Origin of the sequence: Desulfocurvus vexinensis DSM 17965 (genome assembly GCF_000519125.1) — a bacterium.
GTDB classification, from domain to species: domain Bacteria; phylum Desulfobacterota; class Desulfovibrionia; order Desulfovibrionales; family Desulfovibrionaceae; genus Desulfocurvus; species Desulfocurvus vexinensis.
Genome location: NZ_JAEX01000010.1, coordinates 58,217 through 78,047 on the forward strand (window position 1 = coordinate 58,217; position 19,831 = coordinate 78,047).

General features: G+C 71.1%; 16 protein-coding genes. 4 read left to right on the plus strand and 12 right to left on the minus strand.

Annotated features, from left to right (window positions below; all coding sequences use genetic code 11):
- Positions 1-24 precede the first annotated feature (24 nt).
- The 8 genes from G495_RS0108830 to G495_RS0108870 all read right to left on the minus strand — a co-directional run bounded on the left by G495_RS0108830 (position 25) and on the right by G495_RS0108870 (position 8,767).
- Positions 25-1,761 carry a M14/M99 family metallopeptidase gene (locus G495_RS0108830; RefSeq protein WP_245588400.1) on the minus strand — a complete coding sequence of 579 codons (1,737 nt, stop codon included), beginning with the start codon at positions 1,759-1,761 and terminating at the stop codon, positions 25-27.
- Positions 1,727-2,443: a hypothetical protein gene (locus G495_RS0108835; protein ID WP_028587511.1), complete on the minus strand. Its 717-nt coding sequence runs from the start codon at positions 2,441-2,443 to the stop codon at positions 1,727-1,729. Before G495_RS0108835 ends, G495_RS0108830 begins: the two co-directional genes overlap by 35 nt.
- Positions 2,444-3,715: a L,D-transpeptidase family protein gene (locus G495_RS0108840; RefSeq protein ID WP_028587512.1), complete on the minus strand. Its 1,272-nt coding sequence runs from the start codon at positions 3,713-3,715 to the stop codon at positions 2,444-2,446.
- 7 nt (positions 3,716-3,722) lie between these two features.
- Positions 3,723-4,337: a hypothetical protein gene (locus G495_RS0108845; RefSeq protein WP_028587513.1), complete on the minus strand. Its 615-nt coding sequence runs from the start codon at positions 4,335-4,337 to the stop codon at positions 3,723-3,725.
- Positions 4,321-4,881, minus strand: coding sequence for an orotate phosphoribosyltransferase (pyrE, locus tag G495_RS0108850; protein ID WP_028587514.1), 561 nt, complete (start codon positions 4,879-4,881; stop codon positions 4,321-4,323). The genes G495_RS0108845 and pyrE overlap by 17 nt, the downstream gene beginning before the upstream one ends.
- Before the next feature lies 1 nt (position 4,882).
- Positions 4,883-6,181: an adenylosuccinate lyase gene (gene purB, locus G495_RS0108855; RefSeq protein ID WP_028587515.1), complete on the minus strand. Its 1,299-nt coding sequence runs from the start codon at positions 6,179-6,181 to the stop codon at positions 4,883-4,885.
- A gap of 88 nt (positions 6,182-6,269) precedes the next feature.
- Positions 6,270-6,614: an FmdB family zinc ribbon protein gene (locus G495_RS20360; RefSeq protein WP_051445220.1), complete on the minus strand. Its 345-nt coding sequence runs from the start codon at positions 6,612-6,614 to the stop codon at positions 6,270-6,272.
- A gap of 428 nt (positions 6,615-7,042) precedes the next feature.
- Positions 7,043-8,767 (minus strand): aldehyde ferredoxin oxidoreductase family protein, encoded by a 1,725-nt coding sequence (locus tag G495_RS0108870; RefSeq protein ID WP_028587516.1) that lies wholly within the window; start codon positions 8,765-8,767, stop codon positions 7,043-7,045.
- Between the two features lie 210 nt (positions 8,768-8,977).
- Between G495_RS0108870 and G495_RS20365 the strand changes: the two genes are divergently transcribed.
- Positions 8,978-9,595, plus strand: a complete 618-nt coding sequence (locus G495_RS20365; protein ID WP_051445221.1) for a hypothetical protein — start codon at positions 8,978-8,980, stop codon at positions 9,593-9,595.
- Positions 9,596-9,869: 274 nt separating this feature from the next.
- Here G495_RS20365 and G495_RS18430 read toward each other — a convergent pair whose 3' ends face one another.
- Together G495_RS18430 and G495_RS18435 are read right to left on the minus strand one after the other, a co-directional pair.
- On the minus strand, positions 9,870-11,342 hold the full coding sequence (locus G495_RS18430; protein ID WP_051445222.1) for an MltF family protein: 1,473 nt from the start codon (positions 11,340-11,342) through the stop codon (positions 9,870-9,872).
- Positions 11,339-12,010 (minus strand): MliC family protein, encoded by a 672-nt coding sequence (locus tag G495_RS18435; RefSeq protein WP_051445223.1) that lies wholly within the window; start codon positions 12,008-12,010, stop codon positions 11,339-11,341. The genes G495_RS18430 and G495_RS18435 overlap by 4 nt, the downstream gene beginning before the upstream one ends.
- Before the next feature lie 422 nt (positions 12,011-12,432).
- On the opposite strand from G495_RS18435, the gene G495_RS0108890 reads away from it, so the two are divergent.
- The gene (locus tag G495_RS0108890) at positions 12,433-13,674 is read left to right on the plus strand and encodes a molybdopterin molybdotransferase MoeA (protein WP_028587517.1); all 1,242 of its coding nucleotides are present in this window, start codon (positions 12,433-12,435) and stop codon (positions 13,672-13,674) included.
- A 125-nt stretch (positions 13,675-13,799) separates the two neighbouring features.
- Positions 13,800-15,755: a molybdopterin biosynthesis protein gene (locus G495_RS0108895; RefSeq protein ID WP_028587518.1), complete on the plus strand. Its 1,956-nt coding sequence runs from the start codon at positions 13,800-13,802 to the stop codon at positions 15,753-15,755.
- Between the two features lie 386 nt (positions 15,756-16,141).
- On the opposite strand, the gene G495_RS0108900 is transcribed toward G495_RS0108895, so the two are convergent.
- Positions 16,142-16,924, minus strand: coding sequence for a TrmH family RNA methyltransferase (locus G495_RS0108900; protein ID WP_028587519.1), 783 nt, complete (start codon positions 16,922-16,924; stop codon positions 16,142-16,144).
- A gap of 176 nt (positions 16,925-17,100) precedes the next feature.
- Here G495_RS0108900 and G495_RS0108905 point away from each other — a divergent pair, with 176 nt between their 5' ends.
- Positions 17,101-18,789, plus strand: coding sequence for a LysM peptidoglycan-binding domain-containing protein (locus G495_RS0108905; RefSeq protein ID WP_028587520.1), 1,689 nt, complete (start codon positions 17,101-17,103; stop codon positions 18,787-18,789).
- Between the two features lie 276 nt (positions 18,790-19,065).
- Here the strand turns inward: G495_RS0108905 and G495_RS0108910 are convergent, their stop codons facing one another.
- Entirely contained in the window at positions 19,066-19,767 is a 702-nt protein-coding gene (locus G495_RS0108910) for a hypothetical protein (RefSeq protein ID WP_028587521.1), read from the minus strand.
- Positions 19,768-19,831 lie beyond the last annotated feature (64 nt).

A 19,831-nucleotide genomic window follows, 5' to 3' on the forward strand; every position in this document is an offset into this window, starting at 1 on the left:
GCCTGCCGGGACGAGGGGGCGCGGCTAGAGCGAACCGGCGGCCAGGGTCATGCTGCCCAGGGGCAGGAAGGTGGTGGCCTGGCGCATGGTCAGGGGCAGGTTGTCGCCCGGGCGCAGTTCGAAGCCGGAAGCCCACGGGGCCAGGTCGTTGCCCGTGGTGGCCAGCAGCTTGTCGCGCGGGCCGTTGCTCCACACGTCGGCCAGCCGGTAGCGGCCCGGGGGCAGGGTCACGCTGCCCCCGGCCAGCCAGGGCACCACCACCTCGCCGGACGGCCCGTCCAGGCGCAGGGCGTGGATCTCGCGCGGCAGGACCCGCAGCGCGAATTCGGAGCGGCGCATGCCGGGCGTTTCGCGGACCACGCGGCACAGCACGCCCCCGCCTCCGGCCTTTTCCAGATACCGCCCGATGAAGGCCCCGGTGTCGAGGATGATCTCCTGCCCGGCGTCCTGGCCGTCGTTGCCCAGGGGCTGGCTCACGTAGCCCTTGAGGTTGAGCACCTCGCCCTCGGGCCCGGTGGCGCCCCAGACTCCCTCCAGCAGGAGCTGGTCGCCCTCCAGGGCGTCCAGGGTGCCGCCCTCGGGCACGAAGCGCAGCTCCCCGTTGATCCAGCAGGCGAACAGCACCCCGCCTGAGGCCTTAGGGCCGCCAGCCTCGTTCCAGTCCACGCGCACGCTGCCCACCCGGTCGCCGTCGGCCAGCACGTCCAGCCGGGGAATGCGGTTCAGGGCCAGGCGCGGCGCGACCACGAGGTTCTGGTCGGGCCGGTCGGGGGCGACCACGGCGGGGACGGCGTCGCACAGCGAGGCCCCGCGCACGGCGCTGGCCTCGATGCGGCTGCCCGGACCCAGGGCCAGGACGATCTCACCCCCCGGGGGCAGGGGCTGGCCGTTGACCACCACCGACAGAGCCTGCGCGCGTTCCACGTCCTGCTCGTTGAAGTCGGGCACCTCGACCTCGACCCCGTACTGAGCCAGGATCAGGCAGGTGGCGCGCACCTGCTGGCGAACCTTCCAGCCCAGCTGGCTGATGTTCTTGCTGACCTCGATGGCCAGGGCCGGGATGCCCGCCTCGGACAGGGCGTGGTAGGTCAGCGACTTGCGCTGCTCGGGGTGCGCGGTCCGGGTGGAAAAGGTATCGGTGTTGAAGAGCTTGAACTGCCAGGCCGGAACGATGGACGTGTTGAGTTCGTCAAGCACCGAGGTGGCCACCTGGGCCAGGTTGATGCGTCCGCCGTACAGCGGGGTGTCGATGATGATGGACTGGCCGTAGCGGCCCGGGTTGCGCAGGCCGTCCACGTAGGTCGGGTGGTAGAAGCCCGAGCCCTCGTGCAGGTGGATGAAGGCGTCGGAGCGGCGCAGCAGGAAGCGGATGGCCCGGGCCAGGCGGTCCTCGAAGAAGGTGTTGTAGTCCTGGTCGAAGCGGCGGTTGAGGTCCACGTTGATCTGGCGCTTCTTGGCCAGCACCGTGGGCACGTTGGCCCGGGGGATGACGATCAGGTTGCCCTTGCGCACCTGGGCGCGGGTCAGGATCTGGGCCGCCAGGTAGCCGGAGACCTCGTCGCCCTGGATACCGCCCTGGACCATGACCGTGGGCCCGGGCTCCTTGCCGCGCAGGAAATGCACGTCCAGCGGATACTGGGTTCCGGCGAAGAACGTGAAGCGGGGGGGCAGTTCCGTGGCCAGGGCAGGCGCGGCCAGGGCCATCAGGGCCAGGGCCGCCAGCAGGCTAAGACAGAATCCGCGCCAACGGATAGACGTCACTGAAGATAACCTGCCCTTCGTTATTCTTGATGACCAGACGCAGGCCAAAGACCTCGCCCCGGGTCAGCCCGGCGGGCAGCCCGAAGGAGGTGGAAATCTGCTTGAAACGCTGGATCTGGAAGATGAGGTCGCTTTCGTTCAATTGCGGCTGCTTGTCCTTGCCGTCGTTGGCCACGACGACCAGGGAGGCGACGCCGGCGATGGCGTCCTCGGTCTGCAGGTTGTTCAGGTTGAAGACCACCTGGATGTGGCGCTCGCCGTTGATGCGCGCCTGCATGTTGTCCACACGCACCTGCTGCAGGTCGGTGCGGGTGAAGATCCGCGTGAGGTCCACCGGGGGCTGGGGCGGCGCGGGGGGCGCCTTGGCGGCACCCTGGCCCCCGGCGCCGGGCTCTGCGGCCTCCTTGGCGGCGTTGGACTTGAGGATCTGCTCGATGTTCTTCAGGCGCTCCAGCTCGATGTGCGCCTCGCGCAGCTCGCGCATCACGGCGGTGTGCTCCTCGTGCAGGGCCTGGTTCTCCCGCCAGAAGGCCAGACCGAAGTACCCGCCCGCTCCCGCCACGGCCATGAGCACCAGCAGGAAATACAGCCCCAGCTTGAGCCACACCGGGGCCACCCGGTAGCGGCGCACGGGAGTGTTGTCGCGCATCATCAGGACGTTGTACTTGGCCTTGCTGCTCATCTACAGGGGCCTCCAGTCTTCGCGAAGGATCTTCCATCCCGCGCCGTGGGGCACCATGAGCAGGGTCTTGACGCCCTTGTCCTCGTAGCCGCCCTTGGCGGCGTAGGTCTGGTTGAAGGTCACCTCGATGCCTTCGGGCGCCAGGGCGTAGCGCTGTGAGCCGAAGACCACGCGCTTGGGCGTGGCCACGGGCCACAGCTGGGCCTTGTGCTCGCGGATGGCGTGGCCCGAGCGCTCGCCCTGGGTGGCTCCGGGGGCGAAGTGCTTCATGTAGCCCGCCAGGTCCGCGCGCTCCCAGGCCTTGCGCCAGGCGTCGATGACCGGGGCGATTTCGGCCCTGGAGCGCTCCAGGTAGGCGCCGTCCAGGGTCACGCCGGTGCGCTCCCACTCGCGGCCCACGATGCGCAGCCCGCCGCCAGCCCCGCGCATCCAGTACAGGCGGCTGATGCCCTCGGAAACCAGGGCCGGGGAGCGGTAGTACTGCCGGAAATAGGTGACCACGTAATCCGGCCCGGCCAGGGCGCGCACGTCGTGGGCCAGGACGCGGATCCAGGCGTAGCGCTCGAACAGGCTGCGCTTCTGGGCCCTGAAGCGCTCGAAGTCCCCTTCACCCGCCTCGGAGTAGGCCTTGGGGTCGTAGTAGGAGAAGAACTCCTCGGAGCCCGTCTCCCAGGCCCGGGCCCATTTGTTCACCAGGGTCACGGCCTCTTCGAGATCGCGGGCGGCCCCGGCGTCGGCCACGGCGTCGGTGCGCACGGCCAGTTCGCTGGAGATGACCACCGGGGTGCCCGGGTCCAGGGACTGGCCCAGGACCTTGAGATCCGGCGTATTCATGGCCACGCAGCCGCGCGTGTCACGCGGGACGATGTTCCTGCCCCGGCCATGGATCCAGATGCCGTACCCGGTCTTGCCCTTGAGGCGGTCCACCGGGTTGGGGTAGTTCAGGGGGTAGGCGAGGTTGCCGTACATTTCCCAGTCCAGGGGCCGGGTCATGCGCCCCTCGACGAAGTACACGCCCTCGGGGGTGCGCAGGTCGCCCATGGACTGCTTGTCGCCGTTGCCCTGCCCGGTGGTGCAGGGGTAGCTCGACAGCTCCTTGAGCGGGCTCTGCCGGGCGTAGAGGTGCAGCTTTTGCGACGCCTTGTCCACCGCGAGAAACTTGTGCGGCAGGCTGGGGTGCCCGGCGATGTTCGCCTTCCACCCCTCACCAGTGGCCGGGCCCGCCCAGAGCAGGCAGGCCGACAGAGCAGCGAGGATACAGAGCCTTCTCACGACGCCCCTACTTGGAAGTCACCCAGGTGAATTCGATTCGTCCGGCAGGGCCGGCGACCACCAAAGCCAGCGGCCCCTCGGGCACGTCCTGGAACCGCACCGTGTAGAAGCTGCGCCAGCGCGTGGCATACGGGAAAAATGCCGTCAGCTTCTCGGCAGGCCAGAAATCCCGCTCCATGGGCCTGATTTCCTGGGGGTATAGCGTATTTGCCCCGGAGAGTGCAAACACCTTGAAGCGTTCGTTGCGCAAAGACAGCCTGTCGGCCCCGCCGCCGGGCGCGGCCAGGGCCAGGACGATCTCCAGCCCCTGCTGCGCGGCCACCTGCTGCCCCGCGAGGGCGCGGGCCGCCTCGTCCCCGGTCTGACCGTACAGCTCGGCGTATTTGTCCACGAAGGCCCGGCGCCAGTCCTCGGCCTTGAGGGTCGCCGCGGCGGAAAAGGCCAGGTTCACCCCGTCGTAGACGGCGCCCGAGCGCGTCCAGCGCCGGGTGGTCTGCATGTAGGGGTCGGTCATGTCGGGCCACAGCAGGGTGGCCGCGTCGCGCGTGGCCGTCTGGCAGGCCGGGGCCGCGAGGGCCAGGGCCAGCGCCAGGGCCAGGACGATTCTAGTCGGCAGCCGCATGGAGCAGTTCACTCCTGGTGAAGATGGACGTCAGCTCGTATCCGGCCCGGGCCAGGTTTTCGCGCCCGCCCTCCTCGCGGTCGAGCACGCACAGCACGCCGACCACCTCCAGCCCCTCGGCGCGCACGCGCTCCAGGGCCTTCTGCAACGTGCCCCCGGTGGTCACCACGTCTTCCAGCAGCACGACCTTGTCGCCGGGGGCGAAGTTGGCCATGCCTTCGAGGTACTGGTTGGTGCCGTGGCCCTTGGGCTGCTTGCGCACGATGAACCCGGGCAGGGGGCGGCCCTCGGTGTAGGAGACCACCGTCACGGCGCTGACCAGCGGGTCCGCGCCCAGGGTCATGCCCCCTACGCCTTTGATAGCATAATCTTTGAGAAGTTCAAGGAACAACCGCCCCAGCAGCCAGGCGCCCTGGGGGTGCAAGGCCGTCTGCTTGCAGTCGAAATAGTAGTCGCTCTTGCGGCCCGAGGTCAGGGTGAAATCGCCTTCCCGGTAGGACTTTTCCTTGAGGAGCCGGGCCAGGTCGCGCCGAATCTGCTGCATGTCAGCTCCCGAAGACGCGGTTGAAGATCATGTCCTCGTGCCGCAGGTAATACCCGGAGTCGAAGACCTCGTCCAGTTTCCCGGGGGGCAGCAGCCGGGCGATGTCCGCGTCGGCGCGGGCCTGCTCGGGGAACTGCAGGCCCTGCTCCCAGCAGCGCATGGCCACCCGCTGCACGATCTCGTAGGCCTCCTGGCGGCCAAGGCCGGTTTCCTCCAGCAGGGCCATGAGCACCCGCTGGGAGTAGAACAGCCCGTAGGAGCCCTTGAGGTTGCGCTCGATGTTGGCCGGGATGACCCGCAGCCGCCGCAGCACGCCGGTCAGCCTGGACAGCACGTAGTCGGCCAGGATGGTGCTGTCGGGCATGATCACGCGCTCCACGGAGCTGTGGCTGATGTCGCGCTCGTGCCACAGGGCCTGGTTCTCCATGGCCGCCAGGGCGTTGGTGCGCAGCAGGCGCGACAGGCCCGTCAGGTTTTCGGCGGAGATGGGGTTGCGCTTGTGGGGCATGGCGCTGGAGCCCTTCTGGCCCTTGGCGAAGCCCTCCTCCACCTCCAGCACCTCGGTGCGCTGCAGGTGGCGCAGCTCCACGCACAGCCGCTCCACGCCCCCGGCCAGCAGCGCCAGGGCGGTGAAGAACGCCGCGTGGCGGTCGCGCTGGATGATCTGGGTGGAGATGGGGTCCACCCCCAGGCCCAGGATTTCGCAGGCCAGGCGTTCCACCTCGGGGTTCAGGTGGGCGTAGGTGCCCACGGCCCCGGAAATCTTGCCCACGCGCACGCCCTGCCAGGCGGCGGCAAAGCGCTCCTGGTGGCGGCGCATCTCGGCGTAGAACCCGGCCAGCTTCAGGCCGTAGCTGGTGGGCTCGGCGTGGATGCCGTGGGTGCGGCCCATGCACAGCAGGCCCTTGTGCTGGTGGGCCATGTCCCTGAGCACGGCCAGCAGCTCGTCCAGGCTGCGGGCGATGATGCGCCCGGCGCGGTCCAGCAGTACGGCGTTGGCCGTGTCCACGATGTCCGAGGACGTGCAGCCCAGGTGGATGAAGCGCGCGGCGGGGCCGACCTTCTCCTCCACCGCCGTGAGGAAGGCGATGACGTCGTGGCGGGTCTGCTCCTCGATCTCCAGGATGCGCGGCAGGTCGAAGTCGGCCTTGGCGCGGATCGTGGCCATGTCGGCTTCGGCGATGACGCCCAGGCGGTTCCAGGCCTCGCACACGGCCAGTTCCACTTCCAGCCAGACCCGGAAGCGGTTTTCCTGGGTCCACAGGCTGCCCATCTCGGGGCGGGTGTAGCGGTCGATCATGGGGGCGTTCCAGGGATGCGGTTGGGGTGGGCCGGGCCTGCGGGGCCCGGCGTCCAAAAAAAAGGCAGCCGTGGCTGCCCTTTTGCCGCTACGGCTGCGCGGCGGCTCCGTCCGGCTTGGCGGCCTTGGCCTCCGCCTTGGGCGGCGTGGCCTGCGCGGCTCCGTCCTTGGCCAGGGCCGGGGCATCGCCGCTGCCGTTGCCGTTGCCGCCAGCATTGGCGGCATCGGTCTTGGCGCTGCCGTGGCTCGAGCGGCCCTTGGCATAGTCCGTGACGTACCAGCCCGTGCCCTTGAGCACGAAGGACGTATTGGAAATGATGCGATGGGATTCGCTCCCGCACACCGGGCAGGGCACGGTCTCCTCGGTGTGGCTGCGTTGCCACTCCTCGAAGATCTGTTCGCAGTCGTTGCAGCGGTACTCGTAGATCGGCATTGCTATCACCCCTTCTGCGGCAGTTTCCGGGTTGGCGGATAAGCATGCCGCACAAGGCTGTCAACAGGCGCGAAACCTTTCAGGCCGGGGATTTCCCGGCGGCGGGCCGCCCCGCACCCCGGACGGACCGCCCCGGCCAGGGGCCGGAAAAAAACTACTTGCCCGCAGCGGCCTTGGCCTGGCGGACGCGCTCCTTGCTGGCTTCCTTCTTGCGCTTGCGGCGGCGGTCCAGCTCCTTCTTGCGCTCATGCTTCTTGTGGGCCATTATGCTCTACCTCCAGAAATCGGGTGTTGTTCGGACAAGGGAACCAAAAGGGCAGCCTTAGCCCCAATCCTTGCGCTTGTAAAGCCCGGGGCTGGCCCCGGCAAGGAAACGGCCCCCGCCGCTGACGCGACGGGGGCCGGAACAGACGGCATCGCGCCGGGCCTCAGCCCACCTTGGCGCCCTGGAGTTCGTCCTCGGTGAAGTCCCAGACCACGTTGTGCGGCGGCAGGGCCTCGCGCATCCAACGCGGCAGGTTGTCGTCCTTCTTGGTGAAGCCCGCGCGGGCGTTGAAGGCCAGCTCGTCCTTCAGCACGGCCTCGCCCAGGCCCAGGATGTCGGCCACGGTGAACTTCTGGCCGAAGCGGGCGGTGAGCATGTCGGCCACCACGTCCAGGGCCTCGGCGCTGTCGAGCACGGCGAAGGCCACGAACAGGCAGAAGCCTGCCGAATCCACGGCGGCGGTGGCGATCTGCAGGGCCTTGGACACTTCCACCTGGCCCTGCTTGCCGTGGGGCGGAATGTCCCCGCCGACCTTGAGGATGTTCTGGGCCACGGCGTAGCCGGCGGTATGGTCGGCGCCCATGGGGGAGGTGGCGTAGGTCACGCCGACGCCCTTGACCGCGCGCGGGTCGTAGGCGGGCATGGACTGGTTCTTGACCACGGGCAGCCGGTCCACGCCCAGGGCGTCGCCGGTGAAGACCACGCCGTTGCCGATGATCCGGCCCATGGGGTCGGCGGTGCCGACCTTCTTGAGCAGGGCCAGGGCCGCCGGGCCGTCACCCCAGGGGATGAGCCCGCCTTCCATGGCCACGGCGATGGTGTTGCCCATCTCGATGGTGTCGATGCCCTTCTCGTCGCACACGCGGTCCATCTGGGCAATGATGTCCAGGTCGTGGATCAGCGTGGCGGCGCCCATGGCCCACAGGGTCTCGTACTCGAAGCCCGAGGTGAGGTACTGGCCCTTGGCGTCGAGGTAGCACTGGGAGCACTGGATGATGCAGCCGGGGTGGCAGCCCTCGGTGGTCTTGCCGCCGCGCGCGGTGATCACCTCGTGCATCTTCTCGCCGGAGATGTCCGCCGCGTGCTCGAAGGAGCCGAAGCGGAAGTTCTTGGTGGGCAGGCCGCCTGCCTCGTTGAGCACGTTGACCAGCACGGCGGTGCCGTAGGTGGGCAGGCCCTGGGAGGTCACGGGGTGGTTGCGCAGGATGTCCACCCACTTCTTGCTGGCGGCCTTGAAGGCCTCCTTGTCGGCGTATTCCACGCCCGGGGCGCCCTTGTCGTCGAAAACGATGGCCTTGACCTTCTTGGAGCCCATCACGGCGCCCAGGCCGCCGCGCCCGGCGGAACGCGCGGGCCGGCCCTCGGGGTCGGTGAACTGGATGGTGGAGGCCTTGAGGCACTGGCAGGCGGCGGGCCCGGCCAGGGCCACGCAGGCCTTGCCGCCGAACTGGGCGTCCAGGGCGGCGGCGTAGGCGTAGTTGTCGGTGAGCACGTCGCCGGGGGCGTCGGTGATGCTCACGCCGTCCTTGTCGATCTTGACGATCATGAAGGGCGCGTCCGCGGCGGGCTTGCCCTCGAGCACCACGCCGCCGATGCCCAGCTTGGCCAGCTTCTGGGACACCAGGCCGCCGGAGTTGGACTCCTTGATGCCGCCGGTGAGCGGGGACTTGGCGCCCACGGAGATGCGCCCGGAGTTGGCGGCCAGGGTGCCGGTCAGGATGCCCGGGGCGATGACCAGCTTGTTCTCGCCGGACAGGGGGTGGCTGTCGGCGGGCACCTCGGTGTTGACGATGCGCGAGGTCAGGGCGCGCCCCCCCAGGCCCGCGTAGGCACCCATTTCCTCGAACTTCCACGTGCGCTTGGCCGTGTCGATGCGCAGCAGCTTCATGAGCGTATCCTCCTGGACTGATGGACCATCGTTGGTATTGCACTGTTGACCGATACACCTTACCGTCTAGGCCCATGGGCGGCCATTGTCAAAGAGAACAACATGAATTTTTATTGATATGACAGCCGTTCTATACCGAAAATAACCGTTTCTTACTGTTTCTTACTTCATCATACATGAAATGACCGCCACGGAGTGCAAGGACCCCCCATGACCAGCCTGCCCCCAGACGCCCCCTGCCAGGAACTCGTCCTCGACCAGCCCCGCGAGGCCGCACGCCGCTGGCGCATGGCCCTGCACGCGGGCTTCTGCTTCCGCATCCCCGGCGGGCTCACGGTGCGCGAGCTGCTGGTGCGCGACCTGGGCATGGACCCCGACTACGTGGAGAACCGGGTGCGCACCGTGTTCCTGGGCGGCAGGCCCGTGGACGACATCGACAGCGCCCACGTGGGCCACGGTGCGCAGATGACCCTGTCCACCATGCTGCCGGGCGTGGCGGGCATCACCATGGGCCGCGACAATCTCATCGCCACCTACCGCACGGACATCACCTACCACGAAACCGCCCCCGGCCAAGGCGACGGGCAGGCCGTGATCCAGGTCAAGCTGCTCAATTTCCTGGCTCCGGAGACCGGGCACCTGTTCCTGCCGCGCGGCATCGGCCTGGACGGCGCGGGCTGGGCGCGCGTGGCCCAGGCCCCCGGGCTGTGGGCCGACACCCGAGCGGCGCGGCTGGACGGCCAGCCCGTGGACCCCGCCGCCCTGACCCCGCCGCCGGACGGCATGGTGCGCTACGTGGTCATGCCCTGCGCCCCGGGCTGCGCCTAGCCGGAGCGGGCCCACCCCCGCCAGGGCCCGCCCCGGCCAGCGGACGGGAAAACCCGTGCGGAGCGCGCAACCATGCGCCCTCGAAGGCTGCGCAGCGGGCGGAAGGAAGGGCTGGGGGCAAGGGTTTGAGCGATGCGCGGCAGGGCTGCCGGGGCTCCTCGGAGCGACCGACCGGCCTGGGCATGGCCCGGCCGGGCGGCGCCCGAAACGGGTCTGGCGCCATGCCCCGCCGCATCCGGCCTTCCCGGCGGGGGAGGCGGAGGGCCGCCCGCAGCTAGCGGCGCTCCTCGCGCCGCGACATGTGCTCGGCCAGCCCGGCCAGGATGAAGTAGTTCTTGTTGACCCCCAGCACGTAGTCCACGGTTTCGCGGCCGATGGTCCGGGCGGCGAGGTGCTCCACGGCGCCGAACCAGCGGTCGGGGTCCAGCCCGTGGTCCGGGGCCTGGCGGCGCAGGTCCTGGATGCGCGTGGGCCCCGCGTTGTAGGCAGCCAGGACGAAGTCCATGCGCGCGGCGTCCTCCAGCCCGGGCTCGGCGAAGACCTCGTCGCGCAGGTGCGCCAGGTAGGCCGTCCCGGCCAGGATGTTGCCCTCGGGGGTGGCGATGTCCGCTGCGGCGCCCGTGGCCCGGGCCGTGGACGGCAGGACCTGCATCACCCCCACGGCCCCCGCCGGGCTGGTCTTGTCCTGGCGCAGGCGCGATTCCTGGTAGGCCAGGGCCGCCAGGCGCAGCCAGTCGAAGCCGTGCGCCTCGGCGGCGCGCCGCAGGTGCGGCGTCAGGTCGCTCAGGCGCCCCAGGTCCTCTTCGCCCGGGCGCGGGCCCGGCCCGGCCCCGGGAGCCAGATAGCGCTGGCGCAGCACGTTGCCCAGCAGCGAACCCTGGCGCACCGTGGCCGCGAAAGCATTCAGGGCCCGCAGCAGCTCCGGGCTGGAGTCGCGCACGGCCCAGCCCAGGGTCAGGTTCCGGCCCACGGGCAGGTCCTCGCGCACCCGCAGCCCGGGAAGCGCTTCGGCCCAGAGCCGCGCGAGGTGCAGCTCCACCACCGCCCGGGGCCAGGCCCCGGCATGGACCAGTTCCAGCACGTCGCCCGCGCCCATGTAAGGCTCGGCCCGGCGCACGCGCACCCCGGCCAGGCCCCGGGCCTCCAGGGCGCGGCCCAGGCTGGCCAGGGCCGGGCCCGCCGCGCCGTCCGCCTCCACGCAGGCCACCCGCCCGGCCAGATCGTCCAGCCCGGCCAGGGGTGCGGCCTGCGGGCCCTCGACCACCACCAGGGACACCCCCTCCATGTAGGGGCGGCTGTAGGCCACGCCCTCCCCGGGGTCCTCGGGCACGGGCAGCCCGGCGGCCACCACGTCGCCCCGGCCCTGGGTCAGGCCCGCCAGCAGCTCCCCGCGCTCCAGGGGCACGAAGACCAGGGCCAGCTTGTCCTGCACCCGCGCGGCCCGGGCGTTGAGATGCGCCTCGAAGGCCCGCATCATCTCGTATTCCAGCCCGCGCAGCTCGCCGCCGTCCACATAGAAGTCGGGGTGCGCGTAGCGGACGAGCACGCGCACGAACCGCCGCCCGGCGCGGATTTCCGGCAGGTCGCCCGTCCAGGGCCGGCCCTGCTCGCCCAGGCGCCGGTCCAGCAGACCGTCGCGGTCGGCGTCCGGGCCGCGCGGGGCCAGGGGCCCCAGGCGCAGCAGGGCCGCCACGGCCAGCAGGACCAGGCCCGCCAGCAGCCAGCGCCAGCGCGCCGCCAGCGTCACCACGTCTCCCCGCCGCAGCCGCGCAGCACGGCGCCGTCCAGCACCAGGCGCACGGCGTGGTCGAAGGCCTCGCCGCTCATGTCGTCGGTGCAGGGGCGGCGCTCCACAAGGACCTCCAGGCTGCGGCCCCCGGACCGGGAACGCCAGACGCGCCCCGCCCCGCCCTCCGCCGCCCCGGGCGGGGCGGCGGGGAACTCCAGCAGCGTGGCTCCATAATCCAGGAGCAGGAACAGCCGCTCGGGCCCGATCTCCAGCACCCAGCCCGGCTCGTTGCCCGTGGCGCGCAGGGTTGCCCCGCGCCGCCGGGCGTCGACGGCCCAGGAGCCGCGCCGGTTCTCGCGGCACAGCGCCTCGCCGCCGCCCGTCTCGTAGCGCGCCTCCTGGCCCTTGATCCAGAACTGCCGCCCCGGGGCCACATAGCGCGCCCCCGAGGCCGAAACGGCGACCTGGAAAAGCACGGAACCGTCCGGCCCCTCCAGGAGCATGCTGCCGTCGTCGGCAAAGGTCGTGAGCAGCCCCGGGCCCGGGGTGCAGTCCCAGGCCACGGCTCGCGGCTCGGGCCCGGGCGGGGCCTGGGCCGTGCGGGGCGCCCCGGCGCAGCCGCACAGGGCCAGCCCCAGCAACGCCAGGGCCGCCGCCCGGCCCCAACGTTTTGGATCCACGCGCATGACAACCTCCGGGGGCCCCGGCGCGGGGCCCTGCGGGCACCATTCTAGCAGGCCGCCAGGAAACGGCAATCCGCTGTGTTGCTGCGCCGGGTCCGGGCCCCACGCGCACCCGCCGCAGCCCGCCGCGCGCCCCTTGCCCTGTGCTGGCGCCGCGCCGCGCCGGAACAGCCTGCGCAGGCCACCCGGCCACCGGGGGTGCGCCGGATGAAGAATCCCGCCGCGTTTCGCCAACACCCCGGCCTCCCGGCGCCCGGAGGCGCCCTTCCCGCCCGCCCCGGCGCCGCCCCCGAACCCGCCCGCCCCGGCACCGGCCCGGCCCGTCAGGCCGGTGCCGGACCGTGGCCCAGCCCCGGGCGTTTGCTTTTGGCCGCCCATCCGCTACACTGCCCCTTCCCCGCTCCCGCAACCCAGGAGGCCCGGTCGTGCAAGGCGGTTTCTTCAAGGTCCTGTCCCCCGGCGAGTTCACCGCCCTGCTGCGCGGCTTCGCCCCCCTGCCCCCCGAGGAGGCGCCCCTGGCCGCGCTGGCCGGGCGCGCCCTGGCCCGGGACGTGACCGCCCGCGAGGACCTGCCCCTGGTGGACCGCTCGTGCATGGACGGCTTCGCCGTGCGCGCCCGCGACCTGTTCGGCGCCACCGAGGCCAACCCGGCCTACCTGGAGCTGATGGCCGAGCTGGCCATCGACGTGCAGCCCGATTTCGAGCTGGCCCCGGGCCACTGCGCGGCCATCGTCACCGGCGGCACCCTGCCCCGGGGCGCCGACGCGGTGGTCATGGTCGAGCACACCGCCGACCTGGGCGCGGGCACCATCGAATTCCGCAAATCCCCGGCCCCGGCGGACAACGTCATGCTACGCGGCGAGGACGCCCGGGCCGGGCACACGGCCCTGGCCGCCGGAACCGTGCTGCGGCCCCAGGAGATCGGCCTGCTGGCGGCCCTGGGCTTCGAGGCCGCCACGGTGCGCGCCCGGCCCCGGGTGGCCATCCTGTCCACCGGCGACGAGCTGGTGCCCGTGGCCGCCACCGTGCGCCCGGGGCAGGTGCGCGACGTGAACTCGCACACCCTGGCCGCCCTGGCCCGCGCCGCCGGGGCCGAGCCCGTGCTGCACGGGCTGGTGCCCGACGAGGCCCGGGCCCTGGAAGCGGCCCTGGCCGCCGCCGTGGCGGACAGCGACGTGGTGCTCGTGTCGGGCGGCTCGTCCGTTGGCGTGCGCGACCTGACCCAGGCGGCCATCGAGGCCCAGCCCGACGCCCGCATCCTGGCCCACGGCGTGGCCATCAGCCCGGGCAAGCCGACCATCCTGGCCCGGGTGGGCACCAAGGCCGTGTGGGGGCTGCCCGGGCAGGTGACCTCGGCCCAGGTGGTCATGCTGGCCTTCGGCTGCCCGCTGCTGCGCCACCTGGCGGGCGACGCCGGGGCCTTCGACCCGGCCCGGCGGCGCACGGTGCGCGCGCGCCTGGCGCGCAACGTCCACTCCAAGCCCGGGCGCGAGGACTACGTACGCGTGGCCCTGGAGCGCGACGGGACCGGAGCGCTGGCTGTGCCCCTGGCGGGCAAGTCGGGCCTGCTGCGGACCCTGGTCCAGGCCCGGGGGCTGGTGTGCATCCCCGCCGAAAGCGAAGGCATGGACGCCGGGGCGGCGGTGGACGTCTGGCTGCTGGACTGAGCCGCCCGCCGTCAGGCACTTGAACTCCCCCGCTTTTTCAAGCACACCTGTCTTCAGGGACATCTGTCTTCGACACCCCGGCGGCCCCGCCGCTGCCCCCGCCCCGCCCCAAAGGAGGCCACGCCATGAAGCGCAACATCTATCTGGACACCGTGCCCATCGAGGAAGCCCTGGAGCGCGTGCGCGCCGCCCTGGACCGCGACGCCCTGCTGGGGGTGGAAACCGTGCCCACCCACGAGACCGCCGGACGCGTGACCGCACACGGAGTGTATGCCAAACTGTCATCGCCTACGTATCACAGCGCAGCCATGGACGGCATCGCCGTGCGCGCCGAGGCCACCTTCATGGCCCGCGAGGGCCAGCCCCTGACCCTGGCCCGGGGCCGCGACTTCGTGGCCGTGAACACCGGCAACCCCCTGCCCCCGGGCATGGACGCGGTGATCATGGTCGAAAACGTGGTCCAGGCCGACGACGACGCCGTGACCATCGAGGCCCCGGCCTTCCCCTGGCAGCATGTGCGGCGCATCGGCGAGGACATCGTGGCCACCGAGCTGCTCATGCCCCAGAACCACCCGCTCTCGGCCTACGATGTGGGCGCCCTGCTTTCGGCGGGCATCTGGGAGCTCGACGTCCGCCGCCGGGTGAAGATCGCCATCATCCCCACCGGCGACGAGGTGCTGGACTTCACCGCCCGGCCCGAGCCCAAGCCGGGGCAGGTGGTGGAGAGCAACTCCCAGGTCTTCGTGGCCCTGGCCCGGGCCTGGGGCTTCGAGGCCACGCGCGTGCCCCCGGTGCCCGACGACCCCGAGGCCCTGGCCGGGGCCGTGGCCCGGGCCCTGGCAAGCGACGCGCACATCGTGGTCATCGGCGCGGGCTCGTCGGCGGGCAGCAAGGACTACTCCCGGGCGATCATGGAGCGCTTCGGCACGGTGCTGGTCCACGGCATCCAGGCCATGCCCGGCAAGCCTTCGCTGCTGGGCGTGGCCGGGCCGGAGCACGGCGGCAAGCTGCTGGTGGGCGCGCCGGGCTATCCCGTGAGCGCGGTGGTCTGCTTCGAAGAGCTGCTGGCGCCCCTGGCCGCCTGGATGACGCGCAAGATCGCCCGCCGCCGCCCGCGCGTGCAGGCCGAACTGACGCGCCGCGTGCCGTCCAAGCTGGGCATGGAGGAATTCCTGCGCCTGTCCATCGGCCGGGTCGGCGGCAAGTACGTAGCCACGCCCCTGGCGCGCGGGGCGGGCATGATCACCACCATGACCCGCGCCCAGGGCCTGATGCGCATCCCGGCCAACGCCGAGGGCGTGGAGCAGGGCGAGACCGTGCAGGCCGAGCTGCTGGTGCCCGCCGCCGCCCTGGACGACATCCTCGTGGCCGTGGGCTCCCACGACAACACCATGGACCTGCTGGCCGACGCCCTCATGGGCCGCCAGGCGCCCATCCGCCTGGCCTCGACCCACGTCGGCTCCATGGGCGGCATCATGGCCGTGAAGAACGGCTCCTGCCACCTGGCGGGCATCCACCTCTTCGACCCCGAGTCCGGCGACTACAACTTCCCCTTCCTGGACAAGTACCTGCCCGGGCGCGAGCTGACCGTGGTCAACCTGGCCATCCGCCACCAGGGGCTGATGGTCGCCCCGGGCAACCCCAAGGGCATTGCGGGCGTGGCCGACCTGGCCCGGCCCGACGTGCGCTTCATCAACCGCCAGCGCGGCGCAGGCACGCGCATCCTGCTGGACGACCACCTGAAGCGGGCGGGCATCGCCCCCGAGGCCGTGGCCGGGTACGACAAGGAGGAGTTCACGCACATGGCCGTGGCCGTCAACGTGCTCACCGGCGCGGCAGACTGCGGCCTGGGCATCCGGGCCGCGGCCCGGGCCCTGGGGCTGGACTTCGTGCCCCTGGCCCGCGAGCGCTACGACCTGCTCATCCCCTCGGCCCACCTGGAGGACCCCAAGATCCAGGCCATGCTCGAGCTGGTGCGCGACGCGGCCTTCCAGGAGCGCATCAAGGCCCTGGGCGGCTACGAGACGGCCCTCACGGGCCAGACCATGCGCCCGGGCCTGGGCCTGGGGGAAGACGCATAGGCTCACCGCCGGACGGACACGGCCCGGCAGCTTATGAGGCCCCGTGGTTGAGCCATTGCGCGCCGGGGCAGACACCCCGGTGCGGGCGGCGGGGGCCGCAGGGAGTGGGCTCCGGGAGGCAGCGGTCCAGGGACCTCAGGCGCGAGGGCGAAGGGGCAGACAGGCGCCGCCCCCGAAGGGCGCGACCCGGGGTGCCTGCGGCGGAAGGGGCGAAAATTGCGCGGCGGCGCGGCTCCGCCCTGGCTGGCGGGGGGAGCCGCGTCCCGAACGCCGCCCCGCAGCGCGGTGGCGCAGAGGCAGGAAACCCCAGGGCGCGGACGGCAGGCCGCCGCAACGGCGACAGGTCCGCCGGGCCACGGCGATGGGCCGCCCCGCCGCCCTGCCCGTCAGGCCCCGCCGCCCTGCCCGCGCCGGGCCCAGCGCCTGCGGGCGAACTCGCCCAGCACCACGGCTCCGGCCTGGGCCACGTTGAGGGAATCGAAGGGCCGGGCCATGGGGATGGTCACGCAGGCGGTGGCCCGCTTTTGCACCCCCGGGCGCACGCCCTTCTCCTCGTTGCCCAGCACGAGCACCGCCGGGGTGTACAGGGGCGCGTCGAACAGCGGCACGGCCCCGGGCTCGGCCACGGTGGCGTAGACGTTCCAGCCCTGGTCCAGGGCCTGGTCCAGGGCGCGGGCCAGGTTGACCACCCGCGCCACGGGCAGCCGGGCCAGGGCCCCGGCGCTGGCCTTGGCCGCCGCGCCGCCCAGAAAGGCCGTGCGGTCCTGCGGCACCACGAGCCCGGCGCCGCCCAGGGCGTACAGGGTCCGCGCCAGGGCGCCGACGTTGCCGGGGTCCTGGACCTGGTCCAGGGCCAGCAGCAGCGGCAAGGGCGCGTCCAGGGCCGTGCGCAACAGCTCCTCGAAGCTCGCGTAGCCCGCCTCGCGCACCCGGGCCACGACGCCCTGGGTGTTGCCCGGGAACAGGCGCTCCAGCTCCACGCGCTCCACCAGCCGGAAGCGCACCCGGGCACGCTTGCAAAATTCGACGATTTGTGAAATCTCTAGCCCACGTGCCCCTTTCTGCAGGAACACCGTATCCACCCGCTCGGGTGCGGCGTCCAGCAGTTCCAGCACGGGCTTGCGGCCCGGAACGACGCTGTCCTGGCCTGACTCCTGACTTGCTTTCATGTTCTTTTCCTTGTGGATAAGGCTCTTTGCCCGAGGCTGAATCTGCCTACGGCGCCTGGGTGTTGTCCATAAAATTCTTGACGGGCTCTCGTGTTTTTCTAGATAGTTTCTAAAGTTTACCCCGGGAACTGCCCGTTTTCACCCGGAAAACCTCAAGAGAACGGAAACCAAAGCTTATGCACAAATCCCTGGTCCGCGCAATCGCGCCTGTGCTGTTCGCGGTGCTGCTCCTGGGGGCCCTGCCCGGCTGCGCCATGAAAAAACCGGTGGCGGACGCGGACCTGGCCGCCCCGCCCGACGCGCGGCACGAGGCCTCAAGAGCTTCCCGGCCCGACCTGGCCCCCCGCCTCGACGACGACGCCCTGACCCAAGACGAAGACACCCCGCTGACCGCCGAAGAACGCAAGGCTCTGGAAAGCGACTTGGGCATCACCTTCGAACTCGACGAGCGCGACACCGAAGAGGTCCGCGCGTTCTTCACCTATTTCACCCACAAGGGCCGCAAGCATTTCGAAGCCTGGCTCAAGCGCTCGGAGCGCTATCTGCCCTATGTGCGCCGGGTGTTCGCCGAGCGCGGGCTGCCCCACGAGCTGGTCTACCTGCCCTTCGTGGAGAGCGGCTACAACACCGCCGTGCGCTCCCGCGCGGGCGCCCAGGGCATGTGGCAGTTCATGCCCTTCACGGGCAAGAAGTACGGGCTGCACGTGGGCTGGTGGCTGGACGAGCGCAACGACCCCTACAAGGCCACCCACGCCGCCGCCGACTATCTGACCAAGCTGCACGGCGACTTTGGCGACTGGTATCTGGCCCTGGCCGCCTACAACGCGGGCGAAGGCCGCGTGGCCAAGGCCATCGCGCGCAGCGGCTGCGATGACTTCTTCGAGCTGTCGCAGATGCAGCAGGGCAAGACCAAGGGCGGCCGCCGCTCCTACTACCTGCCCCAGGAGACGCGCCATTACGTGCCCAAGCTCATGGCCGTCATTAAGATCGTGCGCAACCTCGAGGCCCTGGGCTTCGAGAAACCCAACTGGGACGGCCCGGACACCGTGGCTTCCATGCAGGTGCCGCCCAAGACCGACCTGCGGGCCCTGGCCAAACACCTGGGCATGACCTGGGAGGACTTCAAGGCCCACAACCCGGCCTTCCTGGAGGCTGGCAGCCACCCCGACAAGCCCTCCACCGTCTACCTGCCCGATGCGGCCATGGCCGCCCAGGCCCAGGTCTGGGCCACGGGCGCGGGCTTCAAGGAATTCGGCGGCTACTACACCTTCTACAAGGTGCAAAACGGCGACTCCTGGTACCGCATCTCCAACCGCTTCGGCGTGCCCGTGGGCGTGCTCAAGAACTACAACAACGTCAGCTCGAACCTGCTGCGCAAGGGCCAGGTGCTCAAGGTGCCCGGCAAGGGCGAGGCCGGTGCCACCGCCGCGCGCATGCAGAAGCAACCCTCCGCCAAGGCCAAGACCAAGGACATCGCCAAGGCCAAGGCCGACGGCAAGTCCGTGCGCCAGCTGGCGCAGTCGCGCTCCAACTACGTGATCCAGTCCGGCGATTCCCTGTGGTCCGTGGCCAAGAAGTACAACACCACCCCGGACAACCTCGCCGCCGCCAACGGAATCAGCACCAAGACCACCCTCAAGATCGGCCAGCGCCTGTACATCCCCGACCAGAGCCGCCTGGCCGCCAAACAGTCGCGCAAGGACGCCGAGCGCGCCAAGACGGCCATCTCCTACAAGGTCAAGTCCGGCGACACCCTGTACTCCATCGCCAAGCGCTTCGGCGTGAGCACCGAGGCCATCCTGACCTGGAACAACCTGTCCTCCCCGCGCATCTACCCCGGGGACAGCCTGAAGCTCTACCAGTAGCCCGGGCGCGAGCCAGGGCGCAAAGACGGACCCCGGCGGTGGCTCTGGTCACCGCCGGGGTCCGTCTTTGGCGCCGCGTGGCCCCGGGTGCGGCCGGGGCCGCGCGGCGCGCAGGCCGGGGCGGCCCGAAAGCCCTGCCCGCAGCCCGCGCCGCAAGGGCATGGCGACGGCGCGCGTGCTTCGATTCGACGCGCCGGGGGCAGGCCAAGGGGCCGGAGCCCTCGCCCGGCGCGGCGAAGCGCCTTGCGGGCATCCGCCTGCCAACGGGCTCGCCCCCTAGCGCCAGGCGGCCAGGGGCGTCTGTTCCAGGGGCGTCTCGCTTTGCAGCTCGGCAAAAACCGTGGGTGTGCCCGGGCCGCCGCGCGTCTCCTCGGTCTTGACCAGCAGCCCGTCGCTGGCGCGGTACCAGTACAGCGAGCTCCAGAACATGCCCTTGACCCCGGGCACCGTGTGCTTGACGCGCACGGCCTCGGTGGGCGTGCCGCCTACGTCCACGGTCTCGGTCTGCTGGCGAATGGCCCGCAGCAGGACAACCTGCTGCTGCTCGGGCCGGGTGACGTAGAAGCGAACCTCGGGCGCACCCGAAAGCACGAAGTCGCGCAGCAGTAGCACGGAGCCGTACCACGGGGCGTCCAGGTCGAAGGCGCGGTCCACGGCCTTGCCGCCCAGGGTGCCGGTCAGGCGCAGGGTGTCGCCATGGTGGCTCATGGTCAGGGCGTCGCCCGTGGCCGGGTCGTGGTATTCCTCGCGGAGGGTGCCCAGGTCCGCGTCGCAGAGGATGACGCGCCGGGCGCCGGGCTCGAAGAGGCTGATGTGGCAGCCGCCGCCGGGCACGGGCTGGAGCAGGTATTCCTTGGTGCCCTGGCCGGCCGAGCTGGTTTCGGCATAGACAAGGCGCAGGGGGCCGTCGGAAAAGGCCAGGGCCGGGGCGGCCAGCAGCAGCAGGCAGAAGGCGAGCAGGGGGACGGTTCGGGGCATGGCTCCTCGCAGGGGGCAGGCTGTGCGCGGGCGCACACGGCCTGCATGCCACGGGCAGGTTACA